The sequence below is a fragment of the Bradyrhizobium sp. Ken51 genome, assembly GCF_055807435.1.
This window is the reverse complement of the sequence record NZ_JBVVPB010000023.1, coordinates 22188-45669: the sequence shown is the minus strand read 5'-3', so window position 1 is coordinate 45669 and position 23482 is coordinate 22188. Positions and strand designations below refer to the sequence as shown.

Below are 23482 nucleotides of genomic sequence, written 5' to 3'. Positions count from 1 at the left end.
CGCGAGCCTTCATGCAAGCCAAGCTTGGCGGGCATGCGTCCGAAAGCCGGCTCAATTCGGGACTTCTACGGTGGTTTCCACCGGCAGGGCGCCGCCTCGGATGCGGATTTCGCGGACGGGGTAGGGAACCCGGATGCCCTCGCGCTTGAAGGAATCCCACAGCGCCAGCATCACGTCGCTCTTGACGTTGTCCATGCCGTCGGGGTCGGCGATCCAGAAGGTCAGCGAGAACTTCATCCCGGCTTCGGCGAACTCGGTCAGGATGGAATTCGGCGGCTTGCCCTTCTGCGCGCGCGGATGCGCGGCCGCGGTCTCGGCGGCGAGCTTGCAGACCAGCCGCGGGTCGGCGTCGTAATTGGTGCCGAAGGCGATCTTCACCAGCGTGTTCTTGTCGGTGTAGGTCCAGTTGACGACCTTCTGCGTCACCAGATCCTCGTTCGGCACCAGGAATTCGCGGCCATCGCCGGCGGCGACGGAAATATAGCGCGTCTTCATCGCGCTGATCCGCCCGGTGTTGTCGCCGATGGTGACGAGATCGCCGGGCTTCACCGATTTGTCGGCGAGCAGGATGATCCCCGAGATGAAATTGGCGACGATCTTCTGCAGGCCGATACCGATGCCGACGCCGACCGCGCCGGAGAACACCGCGAGCGCCGAGAGATCGATGCCGACCGCGCCGAGCGCGATCACGATCGCGACCGCAAGCAGGCCAATGCGGATGATCTTGACCAGCAGCACCTGCACCGACGGCGTCAGATCGGTGGTCGAGTTGATCCGGCTCTCGGCGAAATTGCTGGCGATGTTGGTGAGCCAGAGCGCGATGAGCAGCAGCGCGCCGGCCTTGATCACGAGCAGCGGCGTCAGCCGCAGGCCGCCGAGCACGATGGCGAAGGAGTCGAGCAGGTCGACCGTCGCATCGAGCTGGCCGACGATCGAGAGCGCCGCGACGAACCAGGCCGTGATCGACACCAGCTTGACGATGAAGGCGTTGCGCAGCACCGAGGTCAGCAGCCGGATCGCGAGCCAGGCCAGCCCCAGCTTGGCGGCGACCATCAGGAGATAGCTGCGGCTCGGCCAGGTCGCATGGTACATGACCACGCGCGAGACGATCACGAGCAGGGTGAACGCCGCCGTCGAGGCGCTGGAGACCATCACCCGGGCGAAGTGCCGGAGCGGCAGCGGCCAGCGCATCGCCAGCGAGGTCATGTCGACCCGGCTGCGAACGGCGGCTTCGGCGGCATAGGCGATGCCGGCCGCGGCCAGAATGAGCCCGAATTGCAGGTAGAACCAGGGCGAGGAGATTTCGGCCCCGACGCTGCGCGCGGTGGTCTGCACGAACTCCATGAAGTCTTTGAGGTCCATGTCCATCGGTCTCGTCGGGAAGCGGGCGGGAAGTGTTGATTCGAGCGCGCCGGAGAATCCCACAAAGGGCCCGGCCGGACCACCGATACACCGCTAAGTGAAGTGCGTTAAGGCCGCAAAATGCAGGCAGATTGCCGCGAGCGGGAGAAAATGGGTTGCGTGGGAGTCCGCCGACGATAAGGATGCAATTCCAGCGATTTCGTACCCGGAAGGTGGATGGCCTCCCTCGACTCCGTCAGCCTCGCCATATTGCTCGGCGCCGTCCTGGTGTTGGCCGGGATCCTGTCAAGCCTGCTTGCGCTGCGCTTCGGCGCGCCCCTTCTGCTCGTCTTCCTCGCGATCGGCATGCTCGCGGGCGATTCCGGTCCCGGACAGCTGCAGTTCGACGACGTCCGAACCACCTATCTGGTCGGCTCGGTCGCGCTTGCACTGATCCTGTTCGACGGCGGCTTGCGCACCCGCTTTGCCAGCATCCGCACCGTGCTCGCGCCTTCCATGGTGCTCGCGACCGTCGGCGTGCTGCTGACCGCGCTGATCACGGCGCCGTTCGCGAAATATGCGCTCGACCTCAACTGGACGGAGTCGCTGCTGGTCGGCGCGGTAGTGGCCTCGACTGACGCGGCGGCAGTGTTCCTGCTGGTGCATACCCAGGGCCTGCGCCTGCGCCCGCGCGTCGGCGCGACGCTTGAGGTCGAATCCGGCACCAACGATCCCTTCGCGATCTTCCTGACCCTGATGCTGGTCGAATACATCTCGCTGGGAACGGGCACGGCCGCGCATGTGCTGATGGAGTTCGCCCAGGAGGCCGTGCTGGGCGCCGTCGTCGGAGTGATCGGCGGGCGTCTGGTCGTCATCGCGCTCAACAAGGTCGCGCTGCCGCAGGGCCTCCATGCGCCGTTCGTCACCACCGCCGCGCTCGTCATCTTCGGCGGCTCGCAGATCATGCACGCCTCAGGCTTCCTCGCGGTCTATCTCGCCGGCATCATCATCGGCAACCGCCCGACGCGCGCGCATAATTCGGTGGTGGCCTTCCTGGATGCCGCGACCTGGCTGGCCCAGATCGTGATGTTCGTGCTGCTCGGCCTGCTGGTCTCGCCAAGCCGGCTTGGCGGCAGCGTGCTGCCGGCGGTCGGGATCGCATTCGTCCTGATGCTGGTGGCGCGGCCGATCGCGGTGTTCGTGTGCCTGGCGCCGTTCCGCTTCAACTGGCGCGAAAAGATCTTCATCGCCTGGACCGGCCTGCGCGGCGCGGTCGCGATCTTCCTGGCCTCGATCCCGATGCTGGTCGGGCTATCGAAGGCTTATCTCTATTTCGACGTCGCCTTCGTCGTCGTCATCATCTCGCTGCTGCTGCAAGGCTGGACCCTGGCGCCGGCCGCGCGCAAGCTGCACGTGGCGCTGCCGCGCGCCGAACGCGGCCCGCGCCGTGTCGAATTGGACCTGCCCGGCCAGCTTGAGCAGCAGCTCGTCGGCTATCCAGTGCGGTCCAAGAGCCTGTATTTTCGCCGCGGCCTGATCCCGTCCTGGTCGAAGCCGACGCTGGTGATCCGCAACGAGAACATTTTGACGCCAACGGAAGCCGAGCCGATCGCGCCCGGCGATTACATCTATCTGCTGGCGCCGCCGGAAAAGGCCGAATCGCTCGACCGCTTCTTCGTCGACATGCAGCCGAGCTCGGTGCCGGACCCGCATCTGCTGGGCGACTTCATGGTCTCCGGCGAGCACACGCTCGCCGAGCTCGCGGAGATCTACGGCGTGAAGGCCGGCGAGGACGAGAGCAAGTTGACTTTGGCCGATTATTTCGACGTCCATCTCGACCGCGCACCGAAAGAGGGCGCCGAGCTTGCGCTGGATCCGATCGTGCTCGTCGCGCGCTCGATCTCCGGTGGCCGGGTCAACGTCGTCGGCCTGCGCCTGCCGGAAGACGAAGAAGCGCCCGCGCCGCTGACCCGCAGACAGGTCCTGCGGCGCAAGCTGGCGGATTTGTGGACATCGGTGGCGGGGGTTTAGCTCCCACGCAGTCCGCGTCGAGCTTGGCAACCAAATCAACCACACACTTTCGTCATTGCGAGCGTAGCGAAGCAATCCAGACCGCCGCCGCGGAGGGACTCTGGATTGCTTCGCTGCGCTCGCAATGACGGGGATGGGCAACAGGCCCTCACGTCAGCACCTTCACCCCGCCGAACGACGTCATCCGGCCCTGCTTCAGCCTCACGATCTGCGTCGCGAGCTGGCGCAGCTCGGCGACGTCGTGGCTGACATAGACCATGGGGACGTTGGCCTCGTCGCGCAGCCGCACCAGATAGGGCAGGATCTCCAGCTTGCGGCCCTCGTCGAGCGCGCCGAGCGGCTCGTCGAGCAGCAGCAGGCGCGGCCGCGACAGCAGCGCGCGACCGAGCGCGACGCGCTGGCGCTCGCCGCCGGAGAGCTTTCCGGGGCGGCGACCCTGCAGCGCGCCGATGTCGAGCAGCTCGATGATTCGCTTGTGCTGCGCCGGATCGGGCGCGAGGCCGTTCATCCGCCTGCCATAGTCGAGATTTTGCGCGACGTTGAGATGCGGAAACAGCCGCGCATCCTGGAACACATAGCCGATGCGACGGCGCCAGGTCGGGACATGAATGCCGGCCGCGCTGTCGTCGACGGTCTCGCCGTCGATCACGATGGTGCCGCGGTCGGGCCGCAGCAGCCCCGCGATCATGTTGACCAGCGAGGTCTTGCCGGCGCCCGACGCTCCGAACAGGCCGATGACGCGGCCCTCGCTCGCGAAGGCGGCGGACAGCGAGAACTCGCCGAGCTGTTTTTCGACGTCGACGCGCAGCATGGTCAATTCCCGTGCAGGCGCGCGGTGGCGCGGCGGGCGAACCATTCGGCCGCGATCAGCGCGCCGAGCGCCAGCACGATCGAGACGATCACGAGCCGTCCCGCGGCGGCATCGCCGTCCGGCGTCTGGATCAGCGAATAGATCGCGGACGAAATCGTCTGGGTCTCTCCGGGAATGTTGGAGACGAAGGTGATGGTCGCGCCGAATTCGCCGATCGCTTTCGCAAAGCCAAGCACCATGCCGGCGAGCACGCCGGGCAGCGCTAAGGGCAGCGTCACCGTGAAGAACACTTTGAAAGGAGTGGCGCCGAGCGTCTCGGCGGCCTGCTCGAGCCGGCGGTCGATCGCCTCGATCGACAACCGCATCGGACGCACCAGCAGCGGAAACGCCATCAGGCCGCAGGCAAGCGCAGCACCGGTCCAGCGGAAGGCGAAGACGATGCCGAGATGGTCCGCGAGGAAAGCGCCGACGAGGCCGCGGCGGCCGAAGGTCAGCAGCAGCAGATAGCCGGTGACGACGGGTGGCAGCACCAGCGGCAGATGCACCAGCGCATCGAGCACCGACTTACCCCAGAAATCACGCCGCGCGAGCAGCCACGCCAGCGCAATGCCGAACGGCGTTGCCACCAGCGTAGCGATGACGGCCACCCTGAGCGAGAGCAGGATCGCCGTCCATTCGGCGGGAGAGATGTCGAGCATCAAATCGCAAATTATGTAGAGGGGCTGATCAGGAACTTGAAACCGTATTTTTCCAGAATGGTCTTGGCGGCGGTCGAGCGCAGGAAGGCGAGATAGTCGCTGGTCTCACCCTTTGCTGTTGTGGTCGCAGCGACGGGATAGATGATCGCGGGATGCGAATCCGCCGGGAAGGTGCCGACGATCTTCACGCCGGGCTCGACCTTGGCATCGGTGGAATAGACGATGCCGAGGTTGGCCTCGCCGCGCGCGACCAGCGTCAGCGCGGCACGCACGCTCTCGGCCATGGCGAATTTCGGCTCTGCCGCCTGCCAGGCGCCGAGGCTCGTCAGCGCCGCCTTGGCATATTTCCCAACCGGTACGGACTTGACGTCGCCGGTCGCGATCCTGCCGTCGCCGGCGAGTTTTGCGAGGTCGAACCCCTGCACGATGGGCACGTTGTCGAGCCTGGAATCCTTCGGCGCGATCAGCACGATGCTGTTGCCGAGCAGATTGACCCGGGTCGGCTCGTTGATGGTCTTCCTGGAGATCGCGTAGTCCATCCAGTCGGTGTCGGCGGAGACGAACACATCGGCCGGCGCGCCCTGCTCGATCTGCCTGGCGAGCACGGAGCTTGCGGCATAGCTGACGCTGAACTTGACGCCGGTCCTGGCGGTGTAGGCGGCGTCGACCTCGTCGAGCGCGTTCTTCATCGAGGCTGCCGCGAACACGGTGATGGTCTTGTCCTCGGCGGCGACAGGCGAAAGGCCCGCGGCCAGAAGGAGCAAAGCCGAAAAAAGCACGGAAAGGCGGGACATCGGAAGCGCTCCATGCGCGCGCTCAGGGCACGCAAGGCGGCGCGCGCAAGACGGCGTTGGTTGAATGAGGCTTGCGACCGGCGGAAGCGCTGTTCCGGCAAGCCCGACGGACTTACGGTCCGGCAAGCGATCGCTGGGTCATCATAACAGGGTGGCGGAACAGGTCAAAGGCGGCGGTCCGCATGGCGCCAACCTGGAATGGCCGGGACGACCGCGAAGGCTTTACGGTTTCGCATTGCCCGCGTGCAGCACGGCTTTGCACGCCCCCGGCATCTGCGCCAGCGTCATCGGCGGTTTCGGCTTCGGGGGCTCCGGCGGGGGTTTGGGGTGCAGCACGCCGTCGCTGAACCAGTAGGCGAGATCGGAGGGCTTGCAGCCTTCGTCGTCGGATTGCGACGGCTGGCTCTCGCAGTCGCTCGCGCCCGCCGGGCAGTGCATGCGGATGTGGAAGTGATAGTCGTGGCCCCACCACGGCCGGATCTTCGACAGCCAGGAACGGTCGCCCTTGGCCTCGCGGCACAGCGCCTTCTTGATCGCGGCATTGACGAAAATGCGCTGCACCGCCGGCTCCTGCGCCGCGTCGCGCAGCACCAGCACATGGCCCGGCGTGAACACTTTTGGATCGATGTCGAGCCGGTCCGGACGCACCATCATCACCGCCGACATGTCCTCGCGCTCCTCGCGCGAGAGCCGATGGTCCGGCATCGGCGTCAGCCAGATGTCGGCATCGAGGCCGATCTGGTGGCTGGCATGGCCGGACAGCGCCGGCCCGCCGCGCGGCTGGGCGATGTCGCCGACCAGGATGCCCGGCCATCCCGCGTCCTTGTGCGCCCTGGCCGCAAGCCGCTTGATCAGCGCGATCATCGCGGGATGACCGTAGCTGCGATTGCGCGACAACCGCATCACCTGCCAATTGTCGCCGTTGAGGGGCATCTGCTCGGCGCCGCCGATGCAGCCCTTCACATAGGAGCCGATGACGTGCGCCGGTCCCTTCGACGGCAGCAGCTTTCGCGCGAACAGCTCCTTGGCGCCGATATTGGGATCGTTCAGATTGGCGAGCGGCGGCAGCGGCTTTGGGTTGACGCTGCCCTTGTCCTGGGCCAGCGCGTCGCCGGCGGCCAGGAGCGTCATGACGAGCAGGAGAGGGGCGAGGCGGCGGGGACTCATGCTGACATCCTTATAACCCCAACACCGCGTCAGGGTTAAGAAACAGTCCCTCCGCTGAAATTTCGTCCAAAAGTCGCGGTTCCGCGGCGTCGGGCGGCCGATTTTTAACGATGCGATAACCCTCTCATGCATTGACCAAAATTCGTGCGCAGGACGTCTGCTCACTCACTTCTGCATACAATCGCGTGCGATCCCGGAAATGAATCAAGGCGGCGCGCAATTTTGCGCCATCTCGTTCTCCGATGACGACGATGCGATGCGCTTGGAGCGCCCATCGGCGCCGCCGGGCCTTGCAAACGGGCAATGCGGGCTGTTTTTTCGAGGCTGCCAGACCGTGCGTCGCATCGCCATGCCACCCAAGATTACTTTTTTTTCAGACACTTGCTCCAAGAGTTGCGGTCGCTGGGTGCGACTGGGACGAGTGAAGTTGAGTTTGGGGTTTCGAAGACCAAAAAAGCGAAAGGGAAGCGTGCTTGGCAGGCCCGGCCTGCACCCGCGCAAGCCGCGCTTTGCGCGCGCCCCTCATCCTCCGTCCGAACGCGACGAAGTTCTGCGCAGCCGCGCCGAGGCCGAGGCTGCGATCGCGGAAGCGCGCAAATCCCATGAGCGCCTGCGCCAGGCCATCGAGATCCTGCCGCAAGGCATCGTGTTTCTCGATGCCGAGGGCCGCTATGTCCTCTGGAATAAGCAATACGCGGAGATCTACAGCAAGACCGCCGATCTGTTCGAGGAAGGCGCGCGCCTCGAGGACACGCTGCGCATCGGCGTCGCCCGCGGCGACTATCCCGAGGCGGCCGGCCACGAGGAAGAATGGATCGCGGAGCGGCTGCAAAAGCTCTATCAGCCCGGCTCGCGCCACGAGCAGAAGCTGGCGGACGGCCGCGTCATCCTGATCGACGAGCGGCTGACAGAGGACGGCGGCGTCGTCGGCCTGCGCGTCGACATCACCGAGTTGAAGCAGCGCGAGGCCTCGTTCCGCCTGCTGTTCGACGGCAATCCCGTCCCCATGATCGTCTGCGCACTGGACGACGAGCGCATCCTCGGCGTCAACGATGCCGCGGTCGCCCATTACGGCTACAGCCGCGCCGAGTTCGAGCGGCTGACGATCCGTTCCCTTCAGGCTTTTGACAGCGAGCCGCCCTGGACCGCCGATTCGGCCGGCGAGGAGCAGGCCGGACGCACCTGGAAGCACGTCAAGGCCGACGGCGCCCTGATCGACCTTGCGATCTATTCGCGCGAACTGACCTATGCCGAGCGGCCCGCGGTGCTGCTCGCGCTGATGGACATCACCGAGCGCAAGCGCGCCGAGGCGCGGCTCGCCTTCATGGCCCAGCATGACGGGCTGACCGGTCTGCCAAACCGCAATCTGCTGCGCCAGCAGGTCGACGAGATGCTGCTGCATACGAGGCGCAGCACCGACAAGGTCGCCCTGCTGATGCTGGGGCTCGACAATTTCAAGGCGGTCAACGACACGCTGGGACACGCGGTCGGCGACAAGCTGCTGCGCGGCGTCGCCAAGCGGCTGCGCTCGACCTTGCGCGAGGAGGACGCGCTCGCGCGGCTGAACTCGGACGAGTTCGCAATCGTGCAGAGCGGCCTGACGCGTCCCGAGGATGCGGTGCTGCTGGCCAAGCGCCTGCTGGAAGCCATCGCCGATCCCTATCTGCTCGACGGCCATTCCGTGGTGGTCGGTGCCTCCATCGGCATCGCGATGGCGCCGGGCGACGGCGACGATTCCGAAAAGCTGCTCAAGAGCGCCGACATGGCGCTGTCGCGCGCCAAGCTGGATGCGCGCGGCTCGTTCGCGTTCTTCGAGGCGGCGCTCGATGCGAAAGCGCAGACCCGCCGCAAGATCGAGGTCGAGCTGCGCGACGCCATCCAGAACGACGTGCTGCGGCCGTACTACCAGCCGCTGATCGACCTCCAGAGCGGCCGCATCACCGGCTTCGAGGCGCTGGTGCGCTGGCCGCATGCCGAGCGCGGCATGATCTCGCCGGCCGAGTTCATTCCGGTCGCGGAAGAGACCGGGCTGATCAATCCGCTCGGCGGCCTGATGCTGCGCCGGGCCTGTCACGATGCCGCGACCTGGCCGGACGACGTCCGCGTTGCCGTCAACCTGTCGCCGCTCCAGTTCCGTAGTGGCAATCTGCTTTCGGTGGTGACGGATGCGCTGAAGCATTCCGGCCTGCCCCCGCGGCGGCTCGAGCTCGAGATCACGGAGACGCTGCTGCTGGAAAAGAGCGCCCAGGTGCTGGCGACGTTGCATGCGCTGCGCGCGCTCGGCGTGCGCATCTCGATGGACGATTTCGGCACCGGCTATTCCAGCCTGAGCTATCTGCGCAGCTTCCCGTTCGACAAGATCAAGATCGACCAGTCGTTCGTGCGCGATCTCGGCGCCAATCGCGAGGCCCAGGCGATCATCCGCTCCATCGTCAGCCTCGGCAAAGGCCTCGGCGTCACCATCACCGCCGAAGGCGTCGAGACCGAAGCCGAGCTGAGCTGCCTCCGCGCCGAAGGTTGCGACGAGGGCCAGGGCTTTCTGTTCAGCAAGGCCCGGCCGAATATTGAGATCATCAGCCTGCTCGCCGCGCAACGGGGCATCGACGGCGGCGAGGAAGACGCCGCGCTGGTGGCCTAGCGCGCGTACTCATGAACCCGGCTCGATGGGAGCTGCTTCGCCGATGACGCTTCGATCCGACAGGGAGTGAACTGCCACGCCACGAAGTGATGCGATTGGCCGACACCGACTACGCAGAAGGCGCATCAAGGCCGTGCGGCAGTAAAACCTGTATAACATTTTGCCCTTCCGGTGGATGGCGCGAGATATGCCCTTTCCCATGCGTATCCTCGACCAGAACCGCCTTTCCAGCGGAGACACGCCTCATCTCTCCGTCGCTCGTTTCAAACTCGACCTCGCCGTCCAACCAAATGGCAAGGAGTCGGCCGGGTGGGTTATGAAAGTCCGCTTCGCGGGCCCCTCCTGGAATACGAACAAAACGAACTCGCGAGGCTTCGTAGAATGCGGAACGCGAGGATTCGTAGTTGGCGGCAGGCGCTCCGTTGGGAAACGATCGCGTTAGTGTCGTGGGAATATCAATTTCCCAAAATGGGATTCGCCATCAGGCATAGCGAAAATGCGCAGGCAGTTCATTTTTTTACCTCCATCGTACTTTCGACGTGCGCACGATCGAAAGTTCACCGGCCGACAAGTGTTACGGCCTCTTGCCCCTCGGCAGGAGCGGCTTCATGGGACCGCACGAATACGAAGCGGGATGCCGCGGGGATCTGTGCGTCGGCGCTGCCATCCTGGCCGATGAGGATGAGTCCCGCGCCGCCATTGGCTACATTCAAGATGACGGGGGCGCCCTGCCAGGTCCTGATGGGCTCCATTCCGATGATGAGAAATTCACCGATCGGCTGGTCAAAATATTGAAGCCTCAGTTGTGGTCCGACTTCTGCAGCCGCCAGGCCGAAACCCAAGCGTTTGGCGCGGGCATAGATGTCCGCCAGCAACGCAGTGTCGGTCCGAAAGCCCAGTTCGGCTGCCGACACCGTGAAAAGCTCGACGCTCGTTGTCGTGGCGCTAACGGTAAACGTTGGTCGCGCGAGAATTTCGCCAGCCGAGTTTCCGATGCCGCAACCTGCGGCATCCAACGCGTTACTGAGGGCGAAGAAGTTTGCAAACGTCCCGATCTTGATCGTCTTCCACACGGGGTGATCGGCGGCGGATTTGATTGGGATCTGCGGCCGATCAGAGGGCGCTTGCTTGAGCTTCAGGTTATTCCGCAGAACGTCTCGCGCCGAGCATTGAGCCACGGCTTCGCTCGCAAACAGGAGAGTGCATGCGATGCAGAGGGTGGCAACAATGAGCATGCCACCATGGTGCCATCCCGGCGAACGCCCCTGAATGGCATGGCAACTGACTTTCCTGCCAGCTGTGCGGCCCATAACGGACCTCTCTTGCGCAAATCGGCGCGCTAAAGACAATTCGGAATTATCGCTTCCATATGGTCGGCGCGGTCACGGCGGAAAAGCCGTCGTTCCTGTAGCTATAGAAATTGGTCCGGGAAAATTCACAAAGGTTCAGCGGCGAGGACGCTGGATGCGAACTCAATATAGGTCAGCGTGCGTGCACTTTCGCAATTGGTCGACGTCAGCGATCCCCTGAAAGGATCATCTTACCGACATCCTCGTAATGCGTGTCGCGCGCCTGGATCTGCTGGGCGATGGCGTGCATGTCGCGAAACCGGCGCTCGAACGGATTGCTGCGGAATACGGCGGTCGCGCCGGCCATGTGATAGGCGGTGTCGACCACCTTGGCCGATTGGTGAATGGTCCAGGTCGCGGCGAGGCGAACCGAGCTCCGATGCGCCGCGCTGAACGCGCCGGTCGCGCGGAGATCGCGCCACATCGCATTGGCCGTCGCGTAGAGATAGGCGCGCGCAGCGCGAAGATCGCCCTCGGTGCGGCCGATCAGGCCCTGGACCGCCCCGTTGTCGTGCATGGCGCTGGCCGCCAGCGACTGATGCTTGCCGCGCGCCAGTGCGATCGCGGCATCCAGCGTGGCGCGCGCCACCCCGAGCGACACCGCGGCAAAGCCGAGGCTGAACGACGAGCCGGTGCCGATCCTGTAGAGCGGACCCTGCTCGCGGAGCGCGGACGGCACGTCACGAAACGCGGTGAAGCGCTCGGGGACGAACAGGTCGGCGACCTCGTAGGAATCGGTGCCGGTGCCGGCGAGCCCGATCGCCTGCCAGACGTCGTGCAGCACGGCGCTCGCGACCGGAAACAGGATGGTGCGCACCTCCGCCGAGCCGTCGGCATTTTTCCGCGGGGCGCCGTCGGCGCCGACGATGCGGACATGCGCCCCGAGCCAGCTCGCCTGCCGCGAGCCCGAGGCAAAATCCCAGCGCGCCGTGACACGATAGCCGCCCTCGACCGCCCGCGCCTCATGCGCGATCGCGCCCCAGGCGAGGACGCCCGGCGCCGTGTTGAAGATCTCCTGCGCGGTCTCGTGGTCGAGCGAGGCCGCGATCATCGCGCAGACCGTGCATTGGCCGAGGCACCAGGCGGTGGAGGCATCCGCTTTCGCGATCTCCTCCAGCATCTGCATGAAGGCTTCCGGCGGCGCTTCGGCGCCGCCAAGACTCTGCGGCAGCAGCGCGCGATAGAGCCCGTTCTCGATCAGCGCGTTGACAACGGGCGGCGTCAGCCGTCGCGACCGCTCGATCTCGTCAGCCTCGCTTGCAATGAGCGGTGCGAGGGCGCGGGCGCGTTCGACGAGGCCAAATCCGGGAGTTGCGTTCATGCGCGTTTCCTCGCCCATTCTTGCTGTGAGCGGTCGATCTCGCGATGGTGATCTATTTGCAGAGGAGGATCAAGGTGTGCGGCGTCATCCCGGCAATCCTCAAACTTGAAGTGCGGGATCAGTGATGATGGCCCCAAGAAACTATTGGTACTGCTCGGACATTATCGTTTTCCAGAACAGCATGATACTCTTCCGAAACAGGCAGCGATTTGGCCTCCAACCGGCAGCGGCAAATGTCCTCGTCTGATGCTCCGATGAAACGCAGTGATGCAGCCCGCCGAGGGCGGAGACAGACGAAGACCTTGCTGCTGATTTTAGCTATCGGATTTCTCGTTTTCGGAGCTGCTGCGGGTACATTGTATTACGCGCTGCGGCCGATAACTCTTCGGATTGCCGTCGGACCGCCGGGAAGCAACGACCACAAAGTGATCGAGGCGATGACCGAGGCCTTTGCTAGCGAAAGCAGGACCGTGAGGTTGTCTCCGATCGCGACTGCCGGAGCGGCCGAAGCTCTCGCTCTGCTCGGTGCCGGCAAGGCCGACCTTGCGGTCGGTCGCGGCGATCTGGAAATGCCGGCCGACGCGCAAACAGTCGTCATCTTGCGCAAGAATTTCGTCGTGCTGTGGTCTTCTTCGGGACCGGCGGGCAAGGGCTCCAAGCGAAAGCCGGCGCCGAAAATCAAGGAGATCGCCGATCTCGCAGGGCGCAGGGTAGGGGTGATCGGCGCGACCCCGGCGAACGCCGCGTTGCTGAGAGTCATCCTGAGCGCCGCCGGTGTGGAGCCGGACAAGGTCACGGTCGCTCAATTCGGCACGGGCCAGCTCGAGGAGCTGGCGCGTGACCCGAGCCTCGACGCCTTCATGGCGGTCGGTCCGCTCGATAGCAAGATAACCGCCGACGCGATTGCCGCGACCGCCCGGACGCGGGGCGAGCCGAAATTTCTCGCGATCGACGCATCGGAAACCATCGCCCTGAAGCATCCTCGTTATGAATCGGAGGAAATTCCGCCAAGCATTTTCAATGCGAATCCAGCCCGGCCGGACGACAAGGTGGAGACCGTCAGTGTCAGCCATTTGATCGTCGCGCGGAATGCCTTGTCCGAAACGACAGTGGCGGCGTTTTACCGCCAGCAATTCGCCCTCCGCCAGGCGATCGCCAGGCAGGTGCCTGGCGCTGCGCAAATCACCAAGCCGGACACCGAGAAAGAAGCCGAGCTGCCGGTTCACCGGGGAGCGGCGGCCGTGATCGACGGGACCGAGCGCACCTTCCTCGATAGGTACGGCGACTACTTCTGGTTTGCGCTCCTGCTTCTCTCCGGCATCGGCTCGGCCGGCGCCTGGCTGCGTCAATATCTGAATCGGGATGAACGCGACGAGAACACTGGCCATCGCAACAGAATTCTGGCGCTGGTTTCCAAGGTGCGCACTGCGGAGTTCGACCACGAACTGCTGGCCATGCAGCAGGAGGTCGATGCCATCATCGAGGAAACGCTTGGCTGCTACGATGATGGCGCCATCGAGGAGGAGGAGCTGGCAGCCTTCGGCCTGGTGCTCGAACTGTTCGATCATGCCCTCAGCGAGAGGCGCGCAGCGTTGCAAACCCCTCCTTCGAACGTGCTCGCCGCGCGGCGGTAGCGATAGAGTAAGCCCGCTGCCCGCTGAATCCCGGAGAACAGTCCAAAACGGATCTAGGTCGGGTCCTGTAGCAGGCGCTCCATGATGATCGTGCGTTCGTCACCATGATAGCTGTCGTGCACCGCCTTGAACCCGAGCCGCGCGTAGAAAGTCTCGGCGGTGACGGAAGAAGGGACGGTCAGCGAAGCAACGTTTCGTGCGCGCCGTGCGCTCGATCTCGGCCATCAGCAGCTTGCCGATGCCCCGGGCCTGAACATCGGGAGCCACGAAGACGGTGCGGACCACATTTCCGTCGAGACCTGCGGTCGCAACGATGCGGCTGCGGATCGTGGCGACAAAGACGGTGCGTAGTCCGATCAGCCGCCGTACGGCTTCGGGACTGAAGCCATGCGCGATCCTTTCGATGATCCCGTCCGCATAGTCCTTCGCGTTCGTTTCCCGCAGTGCCCACAAGATGACCGCGCTGATCTCATCGGCATCATCTGCGAGTGCGGGCCGGATTGTGCATTCCATGGGTCGCTCCAGTCGTCGCGCCGGGTTCGCGGCCGTGAAAAGCACAATGACCGCTCGCTATTGCAGTCCCAGACCGCTGCAGTACCACGCCATGTCTTCGTGTCTCCAGCCGCGCTTGACGCCTGATTCCTTGCATTCATTGTAGGTCTTGAAGTTTGCTCCGTTTCGGCAGCCTGACGGGTAGCTCCCGAAGCCGCCACCCGAGGTGGAACATGCGACCGAGCTGGCCGCCGTGGGCGGGGCGGCCGGGGTTTTGGGAGCTGCGTGCGCTGATGTGATCGACAGAATGATCAAGCTCCCTAACGCAAAAACCGAAGCTTTCATTGCCTTCTCCTGATCCGAGGGATGCGCGATACTATCACAAGATGTGTTATGGCGCGAGACGCAACCTGAATGAAAGAGCACTGCGCTGCACGCGCTTTCTGGTTTCTCCATTCGACAGCAAACCGCGACTGCGTCGGTTCCTTCGGAGGAACGGTCATCAGCTCCAGACGTTTGAGGTAGCGAAAGGACACTTGCATGACCGAGAAATTCGATCCGGCACCGCCGGACAAGAACGCGGAAGATCTCAAGCGTGGCATCCGACGCGACAAGGCCAAGGACGACGAGTTGGAAAAGGGCTTGAAGGACAGTTTCCCGGCGTCGGACCCGGTGAGCAGCACCCAGGCGTCCGAGGCAACACCGGACGCATGAAGGAGGGATAGATTATGGGCCTCGCAGCCTATGATATTGTTGGCAGGGACGGCGCCTGGCACGTCGACCACGATGGCGAAATCCGGAATACTTACCAGACCAAGGAAGCCGCTTTCGAGGCGGCTGTTGCGGCGGCATCGCTCGCCATGCGGCAGGGTCACTCTGTCCGGCTGACGGTGCCGGAGAGCGAGAACGCCGTCGGCGCAGAAAATTCGGGCGGATGACCTCCGAGGATATTCCGATTCTAAACGGCCGCCAGCAAATGGGCGGGCGCAAACGGCTTGTGCAAGAAGGTCGTGTTGGGCGGCAGCGGCGCCATCACCGTCCCGGACATCAGCACGATGTTGAGTCCGGGATGGGCACTGCGAGCGTACTCTGCGAGCTCGAGCCCGGTCATTCTCCCCGCGAGGTTGTGATCGGTGATGAGCGCCCGTAGCTCCGTGCCCGTCGATGCCACGATAAGCTCCGCCGCTTCTGCGGTGGCACATTCGACGACTTCGAACCCTTCGTCCTTGAGAAGGTCGGATAGAACTTCGCGCTGGAGCGAGTCGTCCTCGACCAGCAGCATGACGAAATTCGACATGCGGTCATTCCTAACTTATCGAATGTTAATGCGCGTCCTGGAAGATTGTTCGGTTCTGGTGTCTTCGTTCGGCGCTCTTTGCGCCACGGCATGATCAGTCGAACATGTTGCATTCTCCTTGAGCTTTCGACGGAGGCACCGAAGCGGGGAATCGAACTGGAGCGGCAATGGCAATCGTCTTCATCACGGGCAGTACGGACGGTTTGGGCCGGGCAGCTGCCCAGTCTCTCCTCGAACAGGGCCACCAGGTGGTCCTGCACGCGCGATCAGCGGAACGTGCGGCGGCAATCGCCGGGCTTGAATCGCATTCCGCGCGGGTCGTGATCGGCGACCTCAAGAGCGCCGCCCAGACCAGGCACGTGGCAGATCAGGTCAACGCAATCGGGCGAATGGACGCGGTCATCCACAACGCCGGGGTCTATACCGAGCGCAGCCGCGGCCCGACGCCCGAAGGCCACGCCACCACCCTGGCGGTCAACACGCTCGCGCCCTATTTGCTCACCGCCCTGATGAAACGCCCCGATCGCCTGGTCTATCTCAGCAGCGGACTACATCGCGGCGGAGAGGGATCGTTGAGCGATCTCGACTGGACAAGGCGAACCTGGGATCCGGCCAAGGCGTACGCGGAGAGCAAGCTGCACATGGTCGCGCTGGCCTTTGCCTTGGCGCGGCGTTGGCCGCAGGTGCTGAGCAACGCGGTCGATCCCGGCTGGGCGCGCACCAAAATGGGCGGTGCCGGAGCGCCGGTCGGCGTGGCCACCGGACAACGGACGCAGACCTGGCTGGCGGTGAACGACGATCCCGCCGCCCTGGTCAGCGGTCATTACTGGCATGACCTCCGGCGCCAAGAGCCGGCGCACGAAGCGACGGACCGCGATTTTCAGGAGAGACTTCTCGACAGACTGGGCGAGTTGACGGGGGTGACGTTGCCTCCGGCGTAAAGGCATTTAGCCTTGCGTCACAGGTCTAGCAGTCTCTGCCGATTGGCGACGCTTCGGCGCAACATGATCGGATATGGAGACAGGCACGGGTGTGAGGTGGCCGACAACTGAGCGGTATCAGCCGCGAGCAGGCGAACTGCGCCCGGAAACTGTAATTGTCCGAACGACAAGGGCGATGCGTTTGTCGCGCGCGGCAGGTCTGATGAGGCCTGAACGTTCGAGTTCAACGAGGCCATGAAGCGCCGCCCCTGGCGTTTTCAACGCGATCGGGCAGAAGGCGACGTTAGAAGGCAGCCGTCGCCTCTGTTAACGGTCCCCGGCGGGCGTTGGCGAGACTGCAAGCTTCATCTCTCGACATCCTGACCGGCTTTGGCGACCACGTCGTCCCATGAAGGTCGCGACGTGAAGACTTCGGACAAGAACGCGATGAAGCTCGTCACATTGGGATTGCCGCGTCGACTTTCCGGCCAAAGTGCGGTGATGTTGGTCCTCGGAACGGCGAAATTCTGCAACACCGGCAAGAGCTCCTTTCGCCGCACGTAGGGTGCTGCGACGTAGGTGGGCGTAATGCCGATACCGCCACCCGACGCAATGGCCACGGCGACGGCATCGCTGACGTCGGTGATGATCCCGGCATCGGGAACGAGCTCGATCGAGCGGTCCCCGACGATCAAAGGCCACCGAAAAATCTGCCCCGAACTCTGGAAGCGAAAGTTTACGCAGTCATGATTGACCAGCTCGTGCGGGCTCATCGGCGTTCCGCGCCGAGCCAGATATTCCGGTGACGCGAATGCGCAGATGCGGTGAGGCGCGAGTTGCCGTGAGATCAGCCGAGAATCGGCAAGCTCGCCGACGCGGATCGCCACATCGATGCCCTCTTCAATAAGATCGACGAACTGATCGCCGAGCCGCAGGTCTATCGCAAGTTTTGGATAGCGACTGCGAAAGCGCGGCAACGCCGCGGCGAGAATATGGGTGCCGATCGGCAGAGGCGCTGCAATCCTCAAAACGCCAGAGGGCTCGGACCGCGCGGCAGATGCCGCCTGTTCGATCGCATCCGCTTCCCGCAAAAGGCGCAGTGTCCGCTCGTGCAGATCTCGGCCTTCCGAGGTCAAGGTCAGCGAGCGGGTGGTTCGGCTGAACAGGCGGAGGCCAAGACGCTGCTCCAGTCTTTGAACGCTTTTGCTGACGGCCGAAGGCGAGACGCCGAGAGCGCGAGCGGCGGCGGTATAGCTGCCAAGCGATCCGGAGCGGGCGAAGGCGATAAGTCCGGTCAGTCGGTCGAGGCTGATTTGTTCCATGGCGGCATAATAGAGCCGACAATGTGCCGGATTATCAAGCAAAACCGAGGCGTCTAGATTGAGTCCATCGGCCGCGCGTTGGGCGCTGCCCTTCGAAAGGACCGCCTTCATGACCGATTTGCCCTCCAGCTCTCTCAAGGACCAAACTGTCGTCATTTTCGGTGGTACGTCGGGAATTGGCCTTGCCGCGGCCCAACAGGCCCAAGCAGCCGGTGGCAAAGTCATCGTTATCGGGCTCGGTGCCGCGGGAGCTGAGCGGGTTGCCTCCGAGAATGGGTTCGCCGGTTGGCGCTCCGCCGATGTGACCAAACCTGAAACGATCGCCGCCGCACTAGCTGATATCCCCCACGTCGATCATCTCGTTCTGCTTGCCGGCAGTTTCGTCGCGGGCAAGATATTTGCGGCGGACGTCAATCATTTGCGCCGCGCTTTCGATGAGCGCATCTGGGCGGCTGTTCATGTCCTGCGCAGCCTCGGAAGCCGAATTGCCGCCGACGGATCAGTCACTTTCATTTCCGGAGCCTTGGCCGACCGACCAAACGCATACGGCACCGCCGTGCTTGCCGCCGCCTCGGCTGCTATGGAAGCCTTCGCCCGGGGCCTCGCCCTGGAATTGGCCCCGCTCCGCGTGAACACGTTGTCGCCTGGAACGATCGATACGCCTCTGCTCGCGCGCACACTTGGCGACGGCCGCGATGATTACGTGGCGGCTCTCAAGGACAAGCTGCCGCTGCACCGCCTTGGCACGGCGCAGGAAGCCGGAAACGCTGTGGTCTTCCTGATGAGCAACCGCTTCATGAATGGCGAGACGCTTCACATCGATGGCGGTGCCCGTCTCGTCTGATTATTTGATTATGGCTTGCGACATGCTTGCTGAATCCCGGCTTTGCGCAGCAGCGTTGCACGCTGCAGCGCGTCAGGAGGGGCAAAATAGACGTCGCAGGCGTGAACGAGCGAGGTCGTCATTGTTCGTTTCAGATCCTACGTCGTCGCGGCCAGCGTGACGAGCTTTGCGCACGCTTCAAGAAGCTGGAACGATCAAGTGCACACGCCTCAGAATTGAAAGCTCGACATCGCAGGCCTGCACACAACAGCTCGCCAATCCACGGCTTGCGATTATGGCATCATGCTCCTGTTTTGCCCGACGAGTCAAATAGATTTCGTAAAATCGGAAGCTCGAAAAAAACCAATGCCAACAACGTGCCGGCTACTGTGCATGGGGTTGTTTTCGCGTTTTTTATTGTCCGCCCAAAGGTCCCGAACCGGTCCTGTCTCATCTCGCTAGAGCCGGGCGAGGCGCTCGCCTCAGCTGTCCACCTTCAGCGCGGCGATGAAGGCTTCCTGCGGGATGTCGACCTTGCCGAACTGCCGCATCTTCTTCTTGCCTTCCTTCTGCTTCTCCAGAAGTTTCCGTTTGCGCGTGATGTCGCCGCCGTAGCACTTTGCGGTGACGTCCTTGCGCAGCGCGCGGACCGTTTCGCGCGCGATCACCTTGCCGCCGATCGCCGCCTGGATCGGGATCTGGAACATGTGCGGCGGGATCAAATCCTTCATCTTCTCGACCATGGCGCGGCCGCGGCCTTCGGCGCGGGTGCGATGCACCAGCATCGAGAGTGCGTCGACCGGCTCGTTGTTGACCAGGATCTGCATCTTGACCAGATCGGCCGGCTTGTAGTCGGTGAGATGATAGTCGAACGAGGCGTAGCCCTTGGAGACCGACTTCAGGCGGTCGTAGAAGTCGAACACGACCTCGTTGAGCGGCAGATCGTATTTCACCATGGCGCGGGAGCCGACGTAAGTCAGCTCCTTCTGCGAGCCGCGGCGGTCCTGGCACAGCTTCAGCACGCTGCCGAGATATTCGTCGGGGGTGAGGATCGTGGCCTCGATCCAGGGCTCCTGGATCTCCGCGATCTTGACCACGTCAGGCATGTCGATGGGATTGTGGATCTCGATCTCGGTGCCGTCGTTGAGCTTCATCTTGTAGATGACGCTCGGCGCGGTCGCGATCAGATTGAGATCGAACTCGCGCGACAGCCGCTCCTGAATGATCTCCAGATGCAACAGACCGAGGAAGCCGCAGCGGAAGCCGAAGCCGAGTGCGGCCGAGGTTTCCATTTCGAACGAGAAGCTGGCGTCGTTGAGCCGCAGCTTGCCCATCGCGGCCCGCAGTGTTTCGAAGTCGTCGGCATCGACCGGGAACAGGCCGCAGAACACCACCGGGATCGCCGGCTTGAAGCCCGGCAGCATTTCGGTAACAGGCTTCCTGTCGTCGGTGATGGTGTCGCCGACGCGGGTGTCGGCGACTTCCTTGATCGCGGCGGTGATGAAGCCGATCTCGCCGGGGCCGAGCTCGTCGACCTGCGTCATCTTCGGCGTGAAGAAGCCGACGCGCTCGATGTCATAGGCAGCGCCCGTGCCCATCATGCGGACGCGGCTGCCCTTCTTCATGACGCCGTCGACGACGCGGATCAGCACGACCACGCCGAGATAGACGTCGTACCAGCTGTCGACCAGCAACGCCTTCAGCGTCGCATCGCGATCGCCCTTCGGCGGCGGCAGGCGCGTGACGATGGCCTCCAACACATCGGGCACGCCGAGGCCGGTCTTGGCCGAGATCATCACCGCGTCGGACGCGTCAATGCCGATGACGTCCTCGATCTGCTGTTTGACCTTCTCGGGCTCTGCGGCGGGAAGGTCGACCTTGTTCAGCACCGGGACGATCTCGTGATTGTTGTCGAGCGCCTGGTAGACGTTGGCGAGCGTCTGTGCCTCCACGCCCTGGCTGGCATCGACCACCAGCAGGGAACCCTCGCAGGCCGCCAGCGACCGCGAGACTTCGTAGGCGAAGTCGACATGGCCGGGCGTGTCCATCAGGTTGAAGATGTAATCCTTGCCGTCCTTGGCTTTGTACGCAAGACGCACCGTCTGCGCCTTGATGGTGATGCCGCGCTCGCGCTCGATGTCCATGGAATCGAGCACCTGCTCCTTCCCCGCCATTTCCCGGTCGGTGAGACCGCCGGTCATCTGGATCAGGCGATCGGCCAGCGTCGATTTGCCATGGTCGATATGGGCGACGATGGAGAAATTGCGGATGTTGGAAATGGGGACGGTCGTCATGGGCGCGGGATACCACTCACATCCCCGTGCGGCAACCATATTGCTGTAATTTCAGGGCCTTTGTTCACGCCAAGCTGATTCCACGAAGGCCCGAAACGCGCTACGCAACGCCTGATGTCCAGGCCCATGTCGACGACCTCGATCCCGTCTGCCCGAGCGCGCGCGAAGACCCGGGTGAGCTATGCCCGCTTTCGGGCCTGGCTGGTTGCCAGCGCGACCCGGCCGGAGGCGCGCCTGTGGCTGGTGATCCAGCTCGCCATCCTGCATGCGGTGCTCTGGACCTTCATCCTGATCAATCTCAAGGCCGCGCAGGACGTTCACATGGACGTCGCGGAAGCCTGGGGCTGGGGCCAGAAATTCCTCTGGGGCTATGGCAAGCACCCGCCGCTGTCGGGCTGGGTCGCCGGCCTCTGGTTCACGATGTTCCCGCCGACGGACTGGGCGACCTATGCGCTGGCGATGGCGACCGTCAGCACCGGCATGGTGATCTGCTGGCTGATCGCGCTGCGCGTCGTGGATGCGCGGCGCGCGTTCCTGGTCGTGGTGATGGTCGCGCTCTACCCGATCTTCAATTTCAAGGGCTTCAAGTACAATCCCGACCTGCTCCAGCTCGTCACCTTGCCGCTCCTCGTGCTCGCTTATCTCAATGCGTTCGAGAAGCGGAGCTGGCAATCCGGAGTCTTGCTCGGGCTTGCCGGCGCGCTGGCGCTAATGACCAAATACTGGGTGCTGACCATGATCGGCGCCATCGGGCTTGCCGCGCTGATCCATCCGGAGCGATTGAGTTTCCTGTCGTCACCGGCGCCATGGGTTGCGATCGCGACGATGGTGATGGCGATGATCCCGCACATCGTCTGGCTGGCGGACGCGCATTTCTTGCCGCTGGCCTATGCCGGCGACACCTACAGCCTCGAGGACAGCGGCCAGGTGCATCAGCTGGTGGCCGGCTATGCCCTGCACAATGTCGCGCTGCTGGCATTGCCGGTGGCGCTGGCCGCGCTGGCGATGGCGCTGGTGCCGCCTTGGTTCAGGCTGCTCCTGCATGCGCCCTTGCGCATCGTCACGCGGGCCTGGGCGCGCGGCGCGAATGCGAGCGTGAACCTTTCGCAGGCGCGCAACGTCTGGCTCATTCAGATCATCGTCGCGGTCGGCCCCGCGCTCGGCGCGCTGGCCTTCAGTATCTACATGAAGACCGATTGGGGCATCTCGCTGTTCTTTCTGGTGCCGCTCGCGCTGGTCGCGATCCCGGCCTTGCGGGTGCAAAGTGCTGCGCTATTCAACATTGTCGCGATCTGGCTCGTGCTCAGCGTCGCCACGCTCATTGCCTCGCCCTGGATCGCCGCGCGCGAGATGGCGGCTAATGCCGGCAACACGGCGACCTATGGCGCGCGCTCGGATCTCGCGCGCGAGCTGACGCAGGCCTGGCACGCGCGCTTCGCCTCGCGCTGGGCGGTCGTTGCCGGCACCATGGAGTCGATCCAGCCGATGGTGTTCTACAGCCCGGACCATCCTGCTGCGTTCACGCCGCTCGAAGCCTGGGGGTCCGGGTTGATTTCGCCCGATGACGTTAAGCGATACGGCTTCATCGGCGTGTTCGATCCGGCCGACGGTCGCCTGCCAGCGTTCGAGAAATGGGTGTCCGAGGTTGCGCCGAACGCCGAGCGCATCGTGATGACGACGCGCCGTTTCACCCACGGCAAAGCCGGTCCGTCGATGAGCTGGAACATCTACATCGCGCCGCCGAAGTGATCGAGGCGACGCCGCCTAAATCCCTTCCTCGTTGAATTTGCTTTCAACGAGTTCGGTGATCGCCGCGAGCGCGGCTTCGGCATCATCGCCGGCAGCGGCGACCGTGATGGTGGTGCCGGGACCGGCGGCGAGCATCATCAGGCCCATGATCGAGGTGCCGCCGACGGTTTCGCCGCCGCGCGTTACCCAGACCTGCGCGCTGAAGCGCTCGACGGCCTGGACGAACTTTGCGGAGGCCCGCGCATGCAGGCCGCGCTTGTTGATGATCAGAAGGTCCTTGGAGATCGCGCCCGCGGGCACGCCCGTCCCGGCTTGCGGCGCCTCGTCGCTCATTTGCCGGCGAGGACGCGGCTGGCGATGGTGACGTATTTGCGGCCGGCTTCCTGGGCCATCGCGATCGCGTCGGGGAGCGGACGCTCCTCGCGCACCTTGGCGAGCTTCACCAGCATGGGAAGGTTGATGCCCGCGAGCACTTCGACCTTCGGCCGGCTCATGCAGGATATTGCCAGGTTCGACGGCGTGCCGCCGAACATGTCGGTGAGGATCGCGACGCCGTCGCCGGAATCGACGCGGTTAACCGCCTCGATGATGTCGCTTCGACAGAGATCGGAATCATCTTCGGCGCCGATCGTGATCGCTTCGATTTGCTTTTGTGGGCCCATGACATGTTCAAGCGCTGCCTTGAATTCGTCGGCAAGGCGCCCGTGGGTCACAAGTACTAGACCAATCATCGGAAAACTCCTCGCGGGCGCTTTTGGTGCACCGCACGAACGCGCCACTTTGACCATCCAGAGCCCCCGC

The 23482-nt window shown here is 63.9% G+C and carries 21 protein-coding genes and 2 pseudogenes; 8 read left to right on the top strand and 15 right to left on the bottom strand.

From position 1 onward, the window contains the following. Positions 1–51: 51 nt before the first annotated feature. A complete protein-coding gene (locus tag AC0L27_RS30000) occupies positions 52–1368 on the bottom strand; it encodes a mechanosensitive ion channel family protein (protein ID WP_354206201.1) in 1317 nt (438 codons plus the stop codon). Positions 1369–1578: 210 nt separating this feature from the next. On the opposite strand from AC0L27_RS30000, the gene AC0L27_RS29995 reads away from it, so the two are divergent. Next, positions 1579–3372, top strand: a complete 1794-nt coding sequence (locus tag AC0L27_RS29995) for a potassium/proton antiporter (protein ID WP_354206203.1) — start codon at positions 1579–1581, stop codon at positions 3370–3372. 148 nt (positions 3373–3520) lie between these two features. On the opposite strand, the gene modC is transcribed toward AC0L27_RS29995, so the two are convergent. The 5 genes from modC to AC0L27_RS29970 all read right to left on the bottom strand — a co-directional run bounded on the left by modC (position 3521) and on the right by AC0L27_RS29970 (position 7198). Beyond that, on the bottom strand, positions 3521–4183 hold the full coding sequence (gene modC / locus AC0L27_RS29990) for a molybdenum ABC transporter ATP-binding protein (protein WP_354206205.1): 663 nt from the start codon (positions 4181–4183) through the stop codon (positions 3521–3523). A gap of 2 nt (positions 4184–4185) precedes the next feature. Then, a complete protein-coding gene (gene modB / locus AC0L27_RS29985) occupies positions 4186–4881 on the bottom strand; it encodes a molybdate ABC transporter permease subunit (RefSeq protein WP_354064030.1) in 696 nt (231 codons plus the stop codon). 11 nt (positions 4882–4892) lie between these two features. Further along, a complete protein-coding gene (gene modA / locus AC0L27_RS29980) occupies positions 4893–5675 on the bottom strand; it encodes a molybdate ABC transporter substrate-binding protein (protein WP_354206208.1) in 783 nt (260 codons plus the stop codon). A 222-nt stretch (positions 5676–5897) separates the two neighbouring features. Beyond that, positions 5898–6842 (bottom strand): penicillin-insensitive murein endopeptidase, encoded by a 945-nt coding sequence (gene mepA / locus AC0L27_RS29975; RefSeq protein ID WP_275172910.1) that lies wholly within the window; start codon positions 6840–6842, stop codon positions 5898–5900. 161 nt (positions 6843–7003) lie between these two features. Then, positions 7004–7198 carry a hypothetical protein gene (locus tag AC0L27_RS29970; protein ID WP_354064034.1) on the bottom strand — a complete coding sequence of 65 codons (195 nt, stop codon included), beginning with the start codon at positions 7196–7198 and terminating at the stop codon, positions 7004–7006. Between the two features lie 113 nt (positions 7199–7311). Here AC0L27_RS29970 and AC0L27_RS29965 point away from each other — a divergent pair, with 113 nt between their 5' ends. After that, a complete protein-coding gene (locus AC0L27_RS29965; RefSeq protein WP_354064036.1) occupies positions 7312–9480 on the top strand; it encodes a putative bifunctional diguanylate cyclase/phosphodiesterase in 2169 nt (722 codons plus the stop codon). A gap of 557 nt (positions 9481–10037) precedes the next feature. Here AC0L27_RS29965 and AC0L27_RS29960 read toward each other — a convergent pair. Together AC0L27_RS29960 and AC0L27_RS29955 are read right to left on the bottom strand one after the other, a co-directional pair. Then, complete coding sequence (locus AC0L27_RS29960) at positions 10038–10790, bottom strand: hypothetical protein (RefSeq protein WP_354206213.1); 753 nt, start codon at positions 10788–10790, stop codon at positions 10038–10040. Positions 10791–10995: 205 nt separating this feature from the next. Continuing rightward, the gene (locus AC0L27_RS29955) at positions 10996–12150 is read right to left on the bottom strand and encodes an acyl-CoA dehydrogenase family protein (protein ID WP_354064042.1); all 1155 of its coding nucleotides are present in this window, start codon (positions 12148–12150) and stop codon (positions 10996–10998) included. Between the two features lie 233 nt (positions 12151–12383). Here AC0L27_RS29955 and AC0L27_RS29950 point away from each other — a divergent pair, with 233 nt between their 5' ends. After that, complete coding sequence (locus AC0L27_RS29950) at positions 12384–13784, top strand: TAXI family TRAP transporter solute-binding subunit (protein ID WP_354206215.1); 1401 nt, start codon at positions 12384–12386, stop codon at positions 13782–13784. Between the two features lie 53 nt (positions 13785–13837). Here AC0L27_RS29950 and AC0L27_RS29945 read toward each other — a convergent pair. Further along, positions 13838–14297 (bottom strand): annotated as a pseudogene (locus tag AC0L27_RS29945) (GNAT family N-acetyltransferase). 519 nt (positions 14298–14816) lie between these two features. On the opposite strand from AC0L27_RS29945, the gene AC0L27_RS29940 reads away from it, so the two are divergent. Further along, positions 14817–14990: a hypothetical protein gene (locus AC0L27_RS29940; RefSeq protein ID WP_275172905.1), complete on the top strand. Its 174-nt coding sequence runs from the start codon at positions 14817–14819 to the stop codon at positions 14988–14990. A 14-nt stretch (positions 14991–15004) separates the two neighbouring features. Beyond that, positions 15005–15214 carry a hypothetical protein gene (locus AC0L27_RS29935; protein ID WP_027514367.1) on the top strand — a complete coding sequence of 70 codons (210 nt, stop codon included), beginning with the start codon at positions 15005–15007 and terminating at the stop codon, positions 15212–15214. A gap of 20 nt (positions 15215–15234) precedes the next feature. On the opposite strand, the gene AC0L27_RS29930 is transcribed toward AC0L27_RS29935, so the two are convergent. Further along, positions 15235–15573: a response regulator gene (locus AC0L27_RS29930; protein WP_275172904.1), complete on the bottom strand. Its 339-nt coding sequence runs from the start codon at positions 15571–15573 to the stop codon at positions 15235–15237. A 167-nt stretch (positions 15574–15740) separates the two neighbouring features. On the opposite strand from AC0L27_RS29930, the gene AC0L27_RS29925 reads away from it, so the two are divergent. Then, positions 15741–16514, top strand: a complete 774-nt coding sequence (locus AC0L27_RS29925) for an SDR family NAD(P)-dependent oxidoreductase (RefSeq protein WP_354206219.1) — start codon at positions 15741–15743, stop codon at positions 16512–16514. Between the two features lie 117 nt (positions 16515–16631). Here the strand turns inward: AC0L27_RS29925 and AC0L27_RS29920 are convergent. Together AC0L27_RS29920 and AC0L27_RS29915 are read right to left on the bottom strand one after the other, a co-directional pair. Continuing rightward, positions 16632–16781: pseudogene (locus AC0L27_RS29920) on the bottom strand (TetR family transcriptional regulator); the annotation flags it as partial. Positions 16782–16858: 77 nt separating this feature from the next. Further along, entirely contained in the window at positions 16859–17815 is a 957-nt protein-coding gene (locus AC0L27_RS29915; protein WP_275172945.1) for a LysR substrate-binding domain-containing protein, read from the bottom strand. A gap of 109 nt (positions 17816–17924) precedes the next feature. On the opposite strand from AC0L27_RS29915, the gene AC0L27_RS29910 reads away from it, so the two are divergent. After that, positions 17925–18659: an SDR family oxidoreductase gene (locus tag AC0L27_RS29910; protein WP_354206221.1), complete on the top strand. Its 735-nt coding sequence runs from the start codon at positions 17925–17927 to the stop codon at positions 18657–18659. 461 nt (positions 18660–19120) lie between these two features. Here AC0L27_RS29910 and lepA read toward each other — a convergent pair whose 3' ends face one another. Beyond that, a complete protein-coding gene (gene lepA, locus AC0L27_RS29905) occupies positions 19121–20932 on the bottom strand; it encodes a translation elongation factor 4 (RefSeq protein ID WP_354206223.1) in 1812 nt (603 codons plus the stop codon). 126 nt (positions 20933–21058) lie between these two features. On the opposite strand from lepA, the gene AC0L27_RS29900 reads away from it, so the two are divergent. Next, positions 21059–22681, top strand: a complete 1623-nt coding sequence (locus tag AC0L27_RS29900) for a glycosyltransferase family 39 protein (RefSeq protein ID WP_354206436.1) — start codon at positions 21059–21061, stop codon at positions 22679–22681. A gap of 15 nt (positions 22682–22696) precedes the next feature. Here the strand turns inward: AC0L27_RS29900 and AC0L27_RS29895 are convergent, their stop codons facing one another. Further along, complete coding sequence (locus AC0L27_RS29895; protein WP_007604995.1) at positions 22697–23014, bottom strand: HPr family phosphocarrier protein; 318 nt, start codon at positions 23012–23014, stop codon at positions 22697–22699. Next, a complete protein-coding gene (locus AC0L27_RS29890; RefSeq protein WP_007597752.1) occupies positions 23011–23412 on the bottom strand; it encodes a PTS sugar transporter subunit IIA in 402 nt (133 codons plus the stop codon). The genes AC0L27_RS29895 and AC0L27_RS29890 overlap by 4 nt, the downstream gene beginning before the upstream one ends. Positions 23413–23482 lie beyond the last annotated feature (70 nt).

Coding starts and splice junctions, on each gene's coding strand:
- AC0L27_RS30000 (WP_354206201.1), bottom strand. CDS start 1,368: ATGGACATGGACCTCAAAGACTTCATGGAGTTCGTGCAGACCACCGCG.
- AC0L27_RS29995 (WP_354206203.1), top strand. CDS start 1,579: ATGGCCTCCCTCGACTCCGTCAGCCTCGCCATATTGCTCGGCGCCGTC.
- modC (WP_354206205.1), bottom strand. CDS start 4,183: ATGCTGCGCGTCGACGTCGAAAAACAGCTCGGCGAGTTCTCGCTGTCC.
- modB (WP_354064030.1), bottom strand. CDS start 4,881: ATGCTCGACATCTCTCCCGCCGAATGGACGGCGATCCTGCTCTCGCTC.
- modA (WP_354206208.1), bottom strand. CDS start 5,675: ATGTCCCGCCTTTCCGTGCTTTTTTCGGCTTTGCTCCTTCTGGCCGCG.
- mepA (WP_275172910.1), bottom strand. CDS start 6,842: ATGAGTCCCCGCCGCCTCGCCCCTCTCCTGCTCGTCATGACGCTCCTG.
- AC0L27_RS29960 (WP_354206213.1), bottom strand. CDS start 10,790: ATGGGCCGCACAGCTGGCAGGAAAGTCAGTTGCCATGCCATTCAGGGG.
- AC0L27_RS29955 (WP_354064042.1), bottom strand. CDS start 12,150: ATGAACGCAACTCCCGGATTTGGCCTCGTCGAACGCGCCCGCGCCCTC.
- AC0L27_RS29950 (WP_354206215.1), top strand. CDS start 12,384: ATGTCCTCGTCTGATGCTCCGATGAAACGCAGTGATGCAGCCCGCCGA.
- AC0L27_RS29940 (WP_275172905.1), top strand. CDS start 14,817: ATGACCGAGAAATTCGATCCGGCACCGCCGGACAAGAACGCGGAAGAT.
- AC0L27_RS29935 (WP_027514367.1), top strand. CDS start 15,005: ATGGGCCTCGCAGCCTATGATATTGTTGGCAGGGACGGCGCCTGGCAC.
- AC0L27_RS29930 (WP_275172904.1), bottom strand. CDS start 15,573: ATGTCGAATTTCGTCATGCTGCTGGTCGAGGACGACTCGCTCCAGCGC.
- AC0L27_RS29925 (WP_354206219.1), top strand. CDS start 15,741: ATGGCAATCGTCTTCATCACGGGCAGTACGGACGGTTTGGGCCGGGCA.
- AC0L27_RS29915 (WP_275172945.1), bottom strand. CDS start 17,815: ATGGAACAAATCAGCCTCGACCGACTGACCGGACTTATCGCCTTCGCC.
- AC0L27_RS29910 (WP_354206221.1), top strand. CDS start 17,925: ATGACCGATTTGCCCTCCAGCTCTCTCAAGGACCAAACTGTCGTCATT.
- lepA (WP_354206223.1), bottom strand. CDS start 20,932: ATGACGACCGTCCCCATTTCCAACATCCGCAATTTCTCCATCGTCGCC.
- AC0L27_RS29900 (WP_354206436.1), top strand. CDS start 21,059: ATGTCGACGACCTCGATCCCGTCTGCCCGAGCGCGCGCGAAGACCCGG.
- AC0L27_RS29895 (WP_007604995.1), bottom strand. CDS start 23,014: ATGAGCGACGAGGCGCCGCAAGCCGGGACGGGCGTGCCCGCGGGCGCG.
- AC0L27_RS29890 (WP_007597752.1), bottom strand. CDS start 23,412: ATGATTGGTCTAGTACTTGTGACCCACGGGCGCCTTGCCGACGAATTC.